Raw genomic sequence first — 13,068 nt, forward strand, 5'->3', positions numbered from 1 at the left:
CATGGGGGACAGCACGCTGATCCAGGGCAGGTACCGGCTGCTCGAGAGGATCGGGCGCGGCGGCATGGGCGAGGTGTGGCGGGCGCGGGACGAGTCACTGGGCCGCCGCATAGCCGTCAAGTGCCTCAAACCACTGGGCACGCAGCACGACCACTCCTTCACCCGCGTCCTGCGCGAGAGATTCCGGCGCGAGGCCCGGGTGGCCGCCGCGCTCCAGCACCGCGGGGTGACCGTCGTCCACGACTTCGGCGAGTGGGACGGCGTGCTCTTCCTCGTCATGGAGCTGCTGGAGGGACACGACCTGAGCCGGCTCCTGGAGGACAGCAAGGGCCATCCGCTGCCCGTCGCGGACGTCGTCGACATCGCCGAACAGGTCGCCTCCGCGCTCGCCTACACCCACGAGCAGGGCATCGTGCACCGCGACCTCAAGCCCGCGAACATCGTGCGGACCGCCGACGGCACCGTGAAGATCTGCGACTTCGGCATCGCCCGGCTCGGTCACGACGCGGGCTTCACCGCCCGGCTGACCGGCACCGGCATCGCGATGGGCACCCCGCACTACATGTCGCCGGAGCAGATCGGCGGAGACGAGGTCGACCTGCGCAGCGACCTGTACTCCCTGGGCTGCGTGCTCTACGAGATCGCCACCGGCGTCCCGCCCTTCGACCTCGACGACGCCTGGGCGATCCTCGTCGGCCACCGCGACACCGAGCCGGAACCGCCCCGCACCCACCGCGCCGAACTGCCCCGATACCTGGACCGGATCATCCTGGACCTGCTGGCCAAACGGCCCGAGCAGCGCCCGGAGGACGCCGGTGAGCTGGGCCGCCGGATCGCCGCCGGACGCACCGCACCGGCCCGGGTGCCGGCCCTCGCGGCACCCCGGCCGCGGACGTCGCGGCCGGTCGCGGGCCGCGCCGGGCTGCCCTCCTGGACCCGCGGCATGACCACCGGTCACAAGGCGACCGGCACCGGCCTGCGCGCCACGCCTCCGGACCCGGGGGCGGGCCTGTCGGGCGAGTGGATCCCGCGGCCCACCGGCGAGGGGCCCGACGGCGAACGGACCGTCGGGCCCGCCCCGGACGAGTGGCCCGACCCGGCGACCGGGGCCGCCGCGGAGCTGGCCGAGCGCCACAACGCGGCGCTGGGCCTGGGCCGCCTCGGCCGCTGGGAGGAGGCGGGCCGGGTGCACCGCGCGGTCGCCGCCGAACGCGAGCGCCTGCTCGGTCCCGACCACCCCGACACGCTCGCCAGCCGCTACGAGGCCGCCTTCACGCTCGGGCGCACCGGCCGGGCCGCCGACGCGCTGCGCGCCTACAAGGGGGTGGCCCAGGCCCGGATCAGAACGCTGGGCGCCGACCACGCCGACACCCTCGCCGTCCGCCAGGAGATGGCCTACACCCTGGGCCGGCTGGGCCGCCACGCCGACGCCCACCAGGTGTACACGTCGGTACTGACCGCCCGTGAGCGCACCATGGGCGCCGACCATCCCGACACCCTGCGCTGCCGGCACAACCTGGCCTTCAACCTCGGCCGGCTCGGCCGCACCGAGGACGCCCACCGGATGGCCCGCGAGGTGGCCGCGGCCCGGGCCCGCGTCCTCGGCCCCGGCCACCCCGACACCCTCGTCACCCGCTACGAGGTGGCCTACGAACTCGGGCGGCTCGGCCGCTGGCAGGAGGCTCTGGCGACCTACCGCGAGGTCGCCGCCGCCCGCGCGCGAGCCCTCGGCCCCGACCACCCCGACACCTTCGCCGCCCGGTACGAGACCGGCGTCGCCCTCGGCCGCCTCGGCCGCTGCGCCGAAGCGCTGAGCGCGTACGAGGAACTGATCGCCGACCGCGCCCGCGCCCAGGGCGCCGATCACCCCGAGACGCTGCGCGCCCGGCACGGCCGGGGCGTCAACCTGGGCAGGCTGGGCCGCTGGGCGGAGGCGCTGGACGAGGCCCGCGCGGTGTGCGCGGCCCGCGGACGGGTCCTGGGCCCCGACCATCCCGACACCCTGGTCAGCCATCGAGAGGTCGCCGTCGCCCTGGGCTGGCTGGGCCGCTGGGCCGCCGCCCTCACCGAGTACCGTCTGGTCGCCGCCGCCCGTGAACGGGTCCTGGGCCCCGACCGGCCCGACACCCTCGTCGCCCGTGACGACGAGGCCCACTGCCTGGAACAGCTGGGCCGCGCGGCCGAGGCCGCGGAGCTGTACCGCCGGGTCGCGGCGCTGCGCTCGGTGGCCGCCCGCTGACCGGGGACGGCGCGGCGGCGGGCTGGCCGCCCCCGATCGGGCCGTGTTACCAAGAGCCATGACGCCCCCGCCCAGCACCACCCGCACCTACGACGCCGTCATCGTCGGCGGCGGCCACAACGGCCTGGTCGCCGCCGCCTACCTGGCCCGGGCCGGTCGCTCCGTGCTGGTCCTCGAACGGCTGGACCACACCGGCGGAGCGGCCGTGTCCACGGAGCCGTTCGCCGGGGTCGACGCACGGCTGTCGCGCTACTCGTACCTGGTCAGCCTGCTGCCCAAGAAGATCGTGCGGGACCTCGGCCTGGACTTCCGGGTGCGTGCGCGCACCGTCTCCTCGTACACGCCCGTCGAGCGCGCCGGGCGGCCCACCGGGCTCCTCGTCGGCGGAGGCGAGCGCCGCACCCGCGAGTCGTTCGCGCGGCTCACCGGCTCGCAGCGGGAGTACGCCGCCTGGCAGCGCTTCTACGCCATGACCGGCCACGTGGCCCAGCGGGTCTTTCCGACCCTCACCGAACCGCTGCCCACCCGGGACGAACTGCGCCGCCGGGTCGACGACGAGACGGCCTGGCGGGCCCTGTTCGAGGAACCGGTCGGCCTCGCGATCGAGGAGCACTTCGCCGACGACCTGGTGCGGGGCGTGGCCCTCACCGACGCGCTGATCGGCACCTTCGCCGACGCCCACGACCCCTCCCTGGCCCAGAACCGATGCTTCCTCTACCACGTCATCGGCGGCGGCACCGGCGCCTGGGACGTACCCGTCGGCGGCATGGGCGCCCTCACCGACGCGCTGGCCGACGCCGCGCGCGCCGCGGGTGCCGTGCTCGCCACCGGCCACGAGGCGGTGCGGATCGACGCGGACGGTCGCACGGCCGAGGTCACCTTCCGCTCGGCCGACGGCGAGGGCGTCGCCGCCGCCCGCCACGTCCTGGTGAACGCCTCCCCGCACGAACTGGCGGTGCTCACGGGGGACGCCCCGCCCGCACCGGCCGAGGGCGCCCAGCTCAAGGTGAACATGCTGCTGACCAGGCTGCCGCGGCTGCGCGACCCGGACACCGACCCGCGCGAGGCCTTCGCCGGGACCTTCCACATCGCCGAGGGCTACGAGCAACTGGCCGCCGCGCACGCCCGGGCGGCCGCCGGCGAACTGCCCGCCGCCCCGCCCTCCGAGATCTACTGCCACTCGCTGACCGACCCCACCATCCTCGGACCCGGCCCGGCCGCGAAGGGCATGCACACCCTCACCCTGTTCGGCCTGCACACGCCCGCCCGCCTCTTCGCCCGGGACAACGACGCGGTGCGCGAGGAACTGCTCAAGTCGACCCTCGCCCAGCTCGACGCCCACCTGGCCGAGCCCCTCGCCGACTGCCTGGCGACCGACGCCGACGGCCGGCCCTGCATCGAGGCCAGGTCGCCCCTCGACCTGGAACGCGACCTGCGCCTGCCCGGCGGGAACATCTTCCACCGCGAGCTGTCCTGGCCCCACGCCCAGGAGGGCACCGGCCACTGGGGCGTGGAGACCGCCCGGGCAGGCGTCCTGCTGTGCGGCGCGGGCGCCGTGCGCGGGGGAGGGGTGAGCGGGGTGCCGGGGCACAACGCGGCGATGGCGGTGCTGGAACGGGACAGGACCCCTGGCTAGTCCGCCGACGCCGTCCATCCCTCGGCCACGACGCGCGCCGCGTCCGCCGGGCGCGCGTCGTGGAACAGGACGTCGCCGGCCCCCTCCACGCGCAGCCCGTCGACGTACGCCCCGCGGCCCACGTACAGCCGGTCGGTCGTGTACCGCCAGCGCAGGGTGAGCCCGCGGGCGGCCGGGAGGCCGGCGCTCAGCCGGTGCCAGACGCGTCCCGACCAGCCGGTGGCCGAGCCCGCCGGATGGTCCAGGGGCGCCTCGCCGCGGCGCGTGGTGGTGAAGGGGACCGGCCGCCATCCCGCGCCGCCGTCGGTCGAGGCCTCCAGGACCAGCACGTCCGAGCCGGGCTCGATGTCCCACCACAGCGCGCAGCGCAGTCGGGCCCGCCCGGCCGACGTGTCCAGGGCGGGCAGCGTGAGCGTGGAAGTGGCGGAACCGGCCGTCCCCGAGAACCACGCCGTGCGCCCGTGTGCCGGCCGGACCGGCACCGCCCGCGCCAAGTTGGTGCCCGCCGCCACGCGGGGAGCCGAACCGGAACGCCAACTGCGCACCGGGTGGACTGAATTGCCGAGGACTACGAGGAAGGAGTCGGTCGTCGGGTCGAGCACCAGCGAGGTGCCCGTGAAACCGGTGTGCCCGGCCGTGCGCGGCGTGGCCATCGCGCCCATGTACCAGTGCTGGTACAGCTCGAAGCCCAGGCCGTGCTCGTCGCCCGGGAAGTCGGTGTTGAAGTCCGTGAACATCAGCTCCACGGACTCCGGCCGCAGGATCCGCGCCCGCCCGTAGGACCCGCCGTTGAGCAGGGTGCGACCGAGGACCGCGAGGTCCCACGCGCAGGAGAACACCCCCGCGTGACCGGCGACGCCGCCCAGGCTGAAGGCGTTCTCGTCGTGCACCTCGCCCCACACCAGCCCCCGGTCCAGACCGGACCAGGGCTTGCGGGCGTCCTCGGTGGCCGCGATCCCGGGACGCCAGGAGGCGGGCGGGTTGTAGCGGGTGCGGGTGAGACCGAGCGGCTTCGTGATCTCCTCGCGCAGCAGGACGTCCAGGGTGCGGCCCGTGACCTCCTCCAGTACCAGCTGGAGCGAGATCATGTTGAGGTCCGAGTACAGGTACGCCGTGCCGGGTGCGCTGACGGGTGCCTCGTCGTAGACGAGTTGGACCTTCTCCTCGTACGTGGGCGCGCTGTACAGCGGGATCCACGCCCGGAAGCCCGACGTGTGGGTCAGCAGATGACGGATCGTCATGTCCTGCTTGCCCGCCCGGCCGAAGTCCGGCAGGTACGAGGCGACCGGCGCCGCCAGCTCCAGCGCGCCCCGCTCCAGTTGCTGCACGGCGAGGATCGAGGTGAACAGCTTGGAGATCGACGCGAGGTCGAACACCGTGTCCCGGGCCATCGGGATCCGCTCGCCCGGCGGGAACTCGACGCCGGTGTCCGTCGCCTCGTCGTAGGCCCGGTAGCGCACCGCCATGCCGATCGGTTCGTGCAGCGCCACCGTGCCGCCCCGGCCGGCGAGCAGCACGGCGCCCGCGTACCACGGGTGCTCGGGGGACGGGCCGAGGAACGCCTCGGCGTCGGTGACGAGCTGGCGCAGATGGCCGGGGAGAAGCCCGGCGCGTTCGGCGGAGCCACGCCGCAGGGTGGGCCGGCGGCCCCGGTCGGAGGCGGCCTCGGCCGGCCCGGCCGCGAACGGGGCGATGGCCAGGGCACCCCCCAGGGCCAGGGCACCGGCGCCCAGTTGACGCCGACTGAAACCGTTCGTCGCCCGACCGGCCATCGAAGAGCCTCCCGCCACCGAAGCTGAAAGTATCTTTCCCGGATCACCGTGCGGAGTGAAACTTTCCTGTCAGCGGCGGGCCGTGTCAATGGGGCGGACCAAGCGGGCACGAGGAGCCGGCGGACCGGCGCACACCGCTTGACCCGTCCCCGAGACCGGCCCAGGATCAGGTCATGACGCCCGGACACGGCAGCACCGGCAGCACCGGCAGCACTGTTGACGGGGTGCTGCGCCGCAGCGCCCGACGCACCCCGGCACGCGTCGCGGTGGAGTACCGCGACCGTTCCTGGACGTACGCCGAACTCGACACCGCGGTCTCCCGCGCGGCCGGCGTCCTGCTGGGCGAGGGACTGTCCCCGGGCGACCGGGTCGCCGCCTACGGCCACAACTCCGACGCCTACCTGATCGCGTTCCTGGCCTGCGCCCGCGCGGGCCTGGTGCACGTCCCGGCCAACCAGAACCTCACCGGCGACGACCTCGCCCACATCGTCGGCCAGTCCGGCAGCACCCTGGTCCTGACCGACCCCGGCCTCGCCGCCCGGCTCCCCGGCCGGGTCCGCACCCTGCCGCTGCGCGACACCGACGACTCGCTCCTGGCCCGCCTCGCGGCGACACCCCCGTACGACGGCCCCGGACCGGGCGCCGAGGACCTGGTGCAGCTCCTGTACACCTCGGGCACCACCGCGCTGCCCAAGGGCGCGATGATGACCCACCGGGCGCTGGTGCACGAGTACCTGAGCGCCATCACCGCGCTGGACCTCGGCGCCGGAGACCGCCCGGTGCACGCGCTCCCGCTCTACCACTCGGCCCAGACGCACGTCTTCCTGCTGCCCTACCTCGCCGTCGGCGCGACCAACGTCATCCTGGACGCACCCGACGGCGACCGGCTCTTCGACCTGATCGAAGCGGGCCGCGTGGACAGCCTGTTCGCACCGCCCACCGTGTGGATCGGCCTCGCGAACCGCGCCGACTTCGCCACCCGCGACCTGACCGGCCTGCGTAAGGCCTACTACGGCGCGTCGATCATGCCGGTGCCCGTCCTGGAGCGACTGCGCGCACGCCTGCCGCACCTGGCCTTCTACAACTGCTTCGGCCAGAGCGAGATCGGCCCCCTCGCCACCGTGCTCGGCCCGGACGAGCACGAGGGCCGCATGGACTCCTGCGGCCGCCCCGTCCTCTTCGTCGACGCCCGTGTGGTCGACGAGGACGGCAAGGACGTCCCCGACGGCACGCCCGGCGAAGTCGTCTACCGCTCCCCGCAACTGTGCGACGGCTACTGGGACCGGCCCGAGGAGACCGAGGCCGCCTTCCGCGACGGCTGGTTCCACTCCGGCGACCTCGCCGTCCGGGACGCGGACGGCTACTACACCATCGTCGACCGGGTGAAGGACGTCATCAACTCCGGTGGCGTGCTGGTCGCCTCCCGCCAGGTCGAGGACGCCCTCTACACGCACGACGCCGTCGCCGAGGCAGCCGTGATCGCCCTGCCCGACGAACGGTGGATCGAGGCCGTCACGGCCGTCGTCGTCCCTCGCTCGGAGGTCACCGAGGACGAGCTGATCGCCCACACGCGCGAAAGACTCACCGCGTTCAAGGCACCCAAACGCGTCCTGTTCGTGGACGCCCTGCCGCGCAACGCCAGCGGGAAGATCCTCAAGAGGGAACTGCGGGACCGCTTCGCCGACTCCTGACCCGGCAACCGCGTTGCGGGGCGCGGCGGCGACCGGTGAGGATCGGCGCCATGCAGACCTTCACCGCGTACGACGGGACCCGCCTCGCCTTCCACGTACGGGGCGAGGGGGACCCGCTGGTCGTCCTGCCGGGCGGACCCATGCGCGCCTCCACCTACCTCGGCGACCTCGGCGGCCTCGCGGCCCACCGCCGGCTGATCCTCCTCGACCTGCGCGGCACCGGCGACTCCGCCGTTCCGCAAGACCCGGCTACGTACCGCTGCGACCGGGTCGTGGACGACGTCGAGGCACTGCGTGAGCACCTCGGCCTCGACCGGATGGACCTCCTGGCGCACTCGGCCGGGGGCAGCCTCGCGATGCTGTACGCCGCCCGCCACCCGGAACGGGTGTCCCGGCTCGTCCTGGTCACCGCCAGCCCCTGGGCACTGGACATGCGGCCGACGGCCGAGGACCGGCTCCGCGCGGCGCTCCTGCGCGCGGACGAGCCCTGGTTCGAGCAGGCCATCGGTCCCTTCCGCGCCTGGCTCGCCGGGACCGGCGAGTTCGATCCCGTGTTCGTCCCCTTCTTCTTCGGCCGCTGGGACGACACGGCCCGCGAACACGACGCGCTCGCCGACAGGGAGAGCAACGACGAGGCGGGCGACGTCTTCCTCTCCCCGGACGCCTTCGACCCGCCCGCCACCAGGGCCGCGCTCGCCCGCTGCCCCGCCCCGGTGCTCGTCCTCGCCGGTGAACGCGACGGCGGCCCCAGCCCGGAGCTGGCGCGCCGCTGCGCCGACGTCTTCCCGCACGCCGAGGTCGCCGTCCAGCCCGGCGCGGGGCACTACCCGTGGCTGGACGATCCGCGCTGGTTCACCCACCGGATCGCCGCGTTCCTCGGCCCGAACTGATCTCCTTCACCTCTCTTCGCAAGGCGCCCCTCTCGTGGCCTGTCGGCGGTCGGACCCGGTCGCTAGGCTGACCGCGGACGACGAAACCGGGAGGAGCACGGACGTGGCCGAGAGCACCACCCACCAGCGCCCGCTCATGGGCTGGGACAAGCCGGAGCTGGATCTCAGCAACGCGCAGTGGCAGTCCAGCAGCCGAGGCCTGGGGGATGTCCAGATCGCCTTTGTCGAGGGATTCATCGCCATGCGGAACAGCGGCAGCCCGCAGAGCCCCTCCCTGATCTTCACCCCGGCGGAATGGGGTGCGTTCGTGTCGGGAGCGCGGGAAGGGGAGTTCGACCTCACGTAGGGCACCGCGGGTGCGCCGACCGGCCGAACCGGGGTGTTCGGTCCGCCGCCGGGGGGGGAAGTCCGTACTCCGGAGGTGAGGACCCATGAGCACCCTGCCGGTCATCGCGGCGGTCGACGGTTCGGACGACGGCCTGCGCGCCCTGGACTGGGCGCTCGACGCCGCCCACCGGCGCGGGGCACCCCTGCGGGTGGTGCACGTGCGCCAGTACGCCGCCTGGGCCCAGACCGACGTCCTGGTCGCGGGCCCGCCGGACACCGCCGAGGACCCCGCGCTCGACCAGGCACGGGCGCACCTTCAGGGACGGGCCTTCGCCGTGCCGACGGAGTACGTGGGCATGGAAGGCGTCCCGGGCGCCCTGCTGCCGGAACTGGGCACGGACGCCCAGCTGCTCGTCCTCGGCTCCCGGGGCCGGGGCGGCTTCGCCGGCCTGCTGCTGGGCTCCAACGGGATGGCCGCCGCCCGCGACGCGGAGTGCCCGGTCGTCGTGGTGCCCCGGCCCGGACGCGAGGTCCACGGCGAGGCACCGGCCGAACCCGGCCCCCGGGTCGTGGTCGGCCTGCACGTGGACAGCGCCGACGAGGCCACCCTGTCCTTCGCCTTCACCGAGGCCGAGCTGCGCGGCGCCCGCCTCCAGGTGGTCGCGGCCTACCCCTGGCCGGTGCAGACCTGGGCCGCCGCGGGTCAGATGATGCCGCTGGTGATCGACGAGGTCTCCGTCGAGAGCGAGACACGGGTCCTGACCGACGGCCTGCTCGCCCCCTACCGGGGACGCCACCCCGACGTCCGGGCCGACACCCACGTCGTCCCCGGCGACGCCGCCGGAAACCTGGTCGCGTCCTCCAGGGACGCCGACCTGGTCGTCGTCGGCCGGCACCGCCGGCGCCTGCTGGTCCCCGCCCGGATGATGGGCTCGGTCACCCACGCCGTGCTGCTGCACGCGGCTGCCCCGATCGCGGTGGTGCCGCCCGCTCCCCCGCAGGAGTGACACCCCGCCGTGCCCGGCGTGCCTATCATCGGCCGCATGCAGGACTCGCCCAGCAGGGACACCCGGATCGCGCTCGACCTGGCGCTGACCGTCCGGCACGACGGGCACGGCGGCGTCGCCGACGAACTGGCCGACCCGGCCGGACTCACCGCCTGGGTCGGGGCACACCCCGGCGCGGTGCCGGACGCCGCGGTCTTCGAGGCCGACGCGTCCACCCTGGCCGCCGTACGCGAGGTACGGGCCGCCGCCCGCGCCCTCTTCGCCCGCGCCGTGCGCCCCGCTGAGCCGAGCCCCGCCGACGCCGCCCGGCTGCTGCCCGTGCCCGAGGCCCTGCGGCGCCTGAACGAGGCCGCCGCCCGCACCCCCACGGTCCCCGTCCTGGCGTGGGACGACGACACCCGGCCCGTCGTACGCGCCGCACCCGCGCAGGGCGTGCGGACCGACCTGGCCGCCGCCCTCGCACAGGCCGTGATCGGCTTCCTCGCGGGGCCCGACCGGCAGCGGCTGCGGGCCTGCCACGCGCCGCGCTGCGTGCGCTACTTCCTCAAGGAGCACCCGCGTCAGGAGTGGTGCAAGCCCTCCTGCGGTAACCGGGCCAGGGTGGCCCGCCACCAGGACCGGCAGCGGCGCACCGCGTAGCCCGGCCGGGCCGCCGCCCGCACGCCGTTCCCGGCCCCCGGCCACGTACCATGGCGGCATGTCGTTCCTCCGCCGCCGCAGCGCCACGCCCGCCGGGCCCGACTTCGACGTACTGGCCATGGACCCGGGCGACTGGCCCGGCAATCTCGGCGCCGGTCTGCTGCCCGCGCCCGACGGCAGCTGTCAGGGCGTCTTCCTGCGCTACGACCTGTTCGGCGGCCGCGGCCCCGCGATGATCATCGGCAATCTCCCGGACGGCTCACCGGCCCGCGAGGTCCCCGAGGGAGAGATCCCCTTCGAGGTGGCCCAGCTGCTGCTCGCGCTGGAGAACGACGAGGAGATCACGGTCGTCGGCGCCGAGGACGTCCCCGTGATGCAGGGCGACAACCTGCTCATCGTGCGCCGCCTCAAGCTCTCCGAGAGCCGGATCTCCTGCGTCCAGTTCGACCGCAGCGACGGCGTCCTGGTGACCATCGCCGCCTGGGACCGCCCCATCACCGACGATCTGTACGCCCTGCTGAAGCCGCTCCCGGCGGAGCTTTTCCAGCAGGGCTGAGACCCGGCTCCCGGCAGCGGTCTACCGGGCCGTGGAGACCGTCACGTCGGCGGCGCGCACGTACGCGACCCGGTGACCGTACTGGATCTCGTAGTACTGGTCCTTTCCGGTCACCACCCGGTGGGAGGCCTCGTCGAAGGTGACCGCGTAGTAGTACTCGCCGGGCACCTTCTCACCGACCACGTACTTCTGCCCCGCGGGCAGGGTGTACGGCAGCGGCGACACCGCCTGGGCGGGCACGTCCGCCGGGTAGGCGGCCTTCTCCGGATACGCGCGCCCGTACACCGGGACGCTCGCGAGGCCCTTCTTCGGAGTGATCACGCGTCCCGACGCGGGTACCGCGGCCGGGCTCTTCGCGGGGTCGTGGAACCAGGCCTTCTGCCCCAGGTACCAGATGGCCGTCCAGTCGCCCCACCGGTCGGCCACCGCGTACTGCTGGCCCGTGGAGACCCGGGAGGACAGGTCGTTCACCCCGGTCGTGGGGGCGGTGCCGAGGCCGATGTCCTTGATCAGGGGCGCGTTCACGTCGTGGTCGGAGTACAGCCGGACCTCGCTTGAGCCGTGCGCCGCGCAGGGTTCGCCCGCCGTCTCGCAGCCGGTGTACCCGGGGCGGTTGGCGTCGTAGTCGGGGCGGATGGTGACCAGGGCGGACTTCTTGCCCGCCGTCGGCTGGAAGGGCCGGCCGAGCAGCTGGAAGTAGTGCCGCCAGTCCCAGTACGGGCCAGGGTCGGTGTGCATGCCCGGGATCGTCGCCGTGGTGGTGCCGGGGACGTTGTCGTGGCCGAGGACGTGCTGCCGGTCCAGCGGGATGTCGTACTTCTTCGCGAGGTACTTCACCAGCCGCGCCGACGACCGGTACATCGCCTCCGTGTACCAGGCGTCCGGCTCGGCCAGGAAACCCTCGTGCTCCAGACCGATCGACTTCGCGTTGACGTACCAGTTGCCCGCGTGCCAGGCCACGTCCTTCGCCTTCACATGCTGGGCGATGTGGCCGTCGGTGGAGCGCAACGTGTAGTTCCAGGACACATAGGTGGGGTCCTGGACCATGTTGAGGACCCCGTTCCAGGTGCCCTCCGTGTCGTGCACGACGATGTACCGGATGTGCTGGGAGGCCGGCCGGGTGCCCAGGTCGTGGTTGCCGTAGTCGCCGTCGCCGAACTCCTCGTACGGGGCCGGGACCCACTCGCAGGAGACCGACGTCGGGCACTCCGTACCGGCGGCGGAGGCGGCGCGCAGGCCCGCGCCGTCCAGCTGTGAGACGTCCGGCGCGACGCCGGGGCGGGCGGCCAGCGAGACCCGCTGGCCGGCGTCCGTGGTGCGCCGCTCACCCGTGCGGATGACCTCGTAGACGTCGTCCGCGTACGCCGCCGCCGTCGCGGAGTCCTCCGCGCCGGAGAAGCGGGCCACCGCCGCGTACCAGTCCGCCGGGTCCGTGCTCAGCGGCTCACCCAGGTCGCGCTGCGCGGCGGCGAGCAGTGCCGCACCGCCGGCCACGTTCGCGGCCGGGTCCGTGCGCAGCGCCTCGGGGCTCAGCCCGGTCAGCCCGGCGGCTCTCGGCAGCGTGGTCAGCCGGGCCGGCAGGTCGCCGGACGGGGCGGTGGCACCGCCGGTCGGATGCAGCGCGGCGCGCGCGTCGTCGCCGCGCGGGTCCTCAGAGCCCTCGCCGTGGTGCGAGGCCCCGGCCAGGGCCGTGCGGGCGTCGGTGAGGTGCAGCGGGCCGTAGCCGCCGGTCACGCTCGGCGCGCCGCCGTGCGCGTCCCAGCGGGACTGGAGGTAGGCGACGCCGAGCAGAACGCTCTGCGGCACGTGGTACTCGGCCGCCGCGGTGGCGAACGCCCGCTGGAGGCGGTCCGGGGCGGGTGGCGCGTCCGTGGGCACGGCGGCCGACGGGGCCGCGCCGAGCAGCGGCAGCAGCAGTGCCGCGGTGGCCAGGGCGGGCACGACGGGGGATCCTCGCAAAACGGCCTCCTGTGACGGTCGGGCGTGGGGGGACGTGACGGGCGTGCGGGGCCGGGCTGGGTCAGTCGTACCCGGCGATCCGACGATCCGTCAATCATGCCGTCATGGCGATGATTTCCCACGTCAACAAGGGGTTCGGCGAGTTTCGTGGCGGCGGCCCACGGGCCTGCGGGGCGTCAGTGGCGTACACCTGTGGCCCCCGCGCACACCCGGGCGGACGGACACGAAAAGCGGGGGGGGGGGGGGGGGGGGGGGGGGGGGCGCCCCCCCGCGCCCCCCCGGGGCGCCCGCCCCCCCCCCCGGGGGGGGCCCCCCCCCCCCCCCCCCCCCCGCCCCCGCCCCCCCGGCGGCC

10 protein-coding genes are annotated in these 13,068 nt (G+C 74.6%); 8 read left to right on the plus strand and 2 right to left on the minus strand.

Annotated features, from left to right (window positions below; genetic code table 11):
- Position 1: 1 nt before the first annotated feature.
- A complete protein-coding gene (locus ACFYZ3_RS37990) occupies positions 2–2,239 on the plus strand; it encodes a tetratricopeptide repeat protein (RefSeq protein ID WP_388527856.1) in 2,238 nt (745 codons plus the stop codon).
- Between the two features lie 58 nt (positions 2,240–2,297).
- Positions 2,298–3,875, plus strand: a complete 1,578-nt coding sequence (locus tag ACFYZ3_RS37995; protein WP_388527859.1) for a phytoene desaturase family protein — start codon at positions 2,298–2,300, stop codon at positions 3,873–3,875.
- Here ACFYZ3_RS37995 and ACFYZ3_RS38000 read toward each other — a convergent pair.
- Positions 3,872–5,647, minus strand: a complete 1,776-nt coding sequence (locus tag ACFYZ3_RS38000; protein ID WP_388527862.1) for a serine hydrolase — start codon at positions 5,645–5,647, stop codon at positions 3,872–3,874. The genes ACFYZ3_RS37995 and ACFYZ3_RS38000 overlap by 4 nt on opposite strands.
- A 173-nt stretch (positions 5,648–5,820) precedes the next feature.
- Between ACFYZ3_RS38000 and ACFYZ3_RS38005 the strand changes: the two genes are divergently transcribed.
- The 6 genes from ACFYZ3_RS38005 to ACFYZ3_RS38030 all read left to right on the plus strand — a co-directional run bounded on the left by ACFYZ3_RS38005 (position 5,821) and on the right by ACFYZ3_RS38030 (position 10,757).
- Complete coding sequence (locus tag ACFYZ3_RS38005; RefSeq protein ID WP_388527864.1) at positions 5,821–7,338, plus strand: acyl-CoA synthetase; 1,518 nt, start codon at positions 5,821–5,823, stop codon at positions 7,336–7,338.
- 50 nt (positions 7,339–7,388) lie between these two features.
- Positions 7,389–8,228, plus strand: coding sequence for an alpha/beta fold hydrolase (locus ACFYZ3_RS38010; protein WP_388527867.1), 840 nt, complete (start codon positions 7,389–7,391; stop codon positions 8,226–8,228).
- Positions 8,229–8,331: 103 nt separating this feature from the next.
- Positions 8,332–8,574: a DUF397 domain-containing protein gene (locus ACFYZ3_RS38015; RefSeq protein WP_030182473.1), complete on the plus strand. Its 243-nt coding sequence runs from the start codon at positions 8,332–8,334 to the stop codon at positions 8,572–8,574.
- Positions 8,575–8,659: 85 nt separating this feature from the next.
- Positions 8,660–9,562, plus strand: a complete 903-nt coding sequence (locus ACFYZ3_RS38020; protein WP_388527870.1) for a universal stress protein — start codon at positions 8,660–8,662, stop codon at positions 9,560–9,562.
- 36 nt (positions 9,563–9,598) lie between these two features.
- Complete coding sequence (locus tag ACFYZ3_RS38025) at positions 9,599–10,201, plus strand: CGNR zinc finger domain-containing protein (RefSeq protein WP_388527873.1); 603 nt, start codon at positions 9,599–9,601, stop codon at positions 10,199–10,201.
- 58 nt (positions 10,202–10,259) lie between these two features.
- Positions 10,260–10,757 (plus strand): hypothetical protein, encoded by a 498-nt coding sequence (locus ACFYZ3_RS38030; RefSeq protein WP_003971896.1) that lies wholly within the window; start codon positions 10,260–10,262, stop codon positions 10,755–10,757.
- 21 nt (positions 10,758–10,778) lie between these two features.
- Here the strand turns inward: ACFYZ3_RS38030 and ACFYZ3_RS38035 are convergent, their stop codons facing one another.
- Entirely contained in the window at positions 10,779–12,698 is a 1,920-nt protein-coding gene (locus ACFYZ3_RS38035; protein WP_388527876.1) for an N-acetylmuramoyl-L-alanine amidase, read from the minus strand.
- Positions 12,699–13,068 lie beyond the last annotated feature (370 nt).

It is taken from the genome of Streptomyces sp. NPDC001599, assembly GCF_042893535.1.
Lineage (GTDB): Bacteria > Actinomycetota > Actinomycetes > Streptomycetales > Streptomycetaceae > Streptomyces.

Bases quoted from the DNA above. Each gene is read 5' to 3' on its own strand.
- ACFYZ3_RS37990 (WP_388527856.1), top strand. From the start codon at position 2: ATGGGGGACAGCACGCTGATCCAGGGCAGGTACCGGCTGCTCGAGAGG.
- ACFYZ3_RS37995 (WP_388527859.1), top strand. From the start codon at position 2,298: ATGACGCCCCCGCCCAGCACCACCCGCACCTACGACGCCGTCATCGTC.
- ACFYZ3_RS38000 (WP_388527862.1), bottom strand. From the start codon at position 5,647: ATGGCCGGTCGGGCGACGAACGGTTTCAGTCGGCGTCAACTGGGCGCC.
- ACFYZ3_RS38005 (WP_388527864.1), top strand. From the start codon at position 5,821: ATGACGCCCGGACACGGCAGCACCGGCAGCACCGGCAGCACTGTTGAC.
- ACFYZ3_RS38010 (WP_388527867.1), top strand. From the start codon at position 7,389: ATGCAGACCTTCACCGCGTACGACGGGACCCGCCTCGCCTTCCACGTA.
- ACFYZ3_RS38020 (WP_388527870.1), top strand. From the start codon at position 8,660: ATGAGCACCCTGCCGGTCATCGCGGCGGTCGACGGTTCGGACGACGGC.
- ACFYZ3_RS38025 (WP_388527873.1), top strand. From the start codon at position 9,599: ATGCAGGACTCGCCCAGCAGGGACACCCGGATCGCGCTCGACCTGGCG.
- ACFYZ3_RS38030 (WP_003971896.1), top strand. From the start codon at position 10,260: ATGTCGTTCCTCCGCCGCCGCAGCGCCACGCCCGCCGGGCCCGACTTC.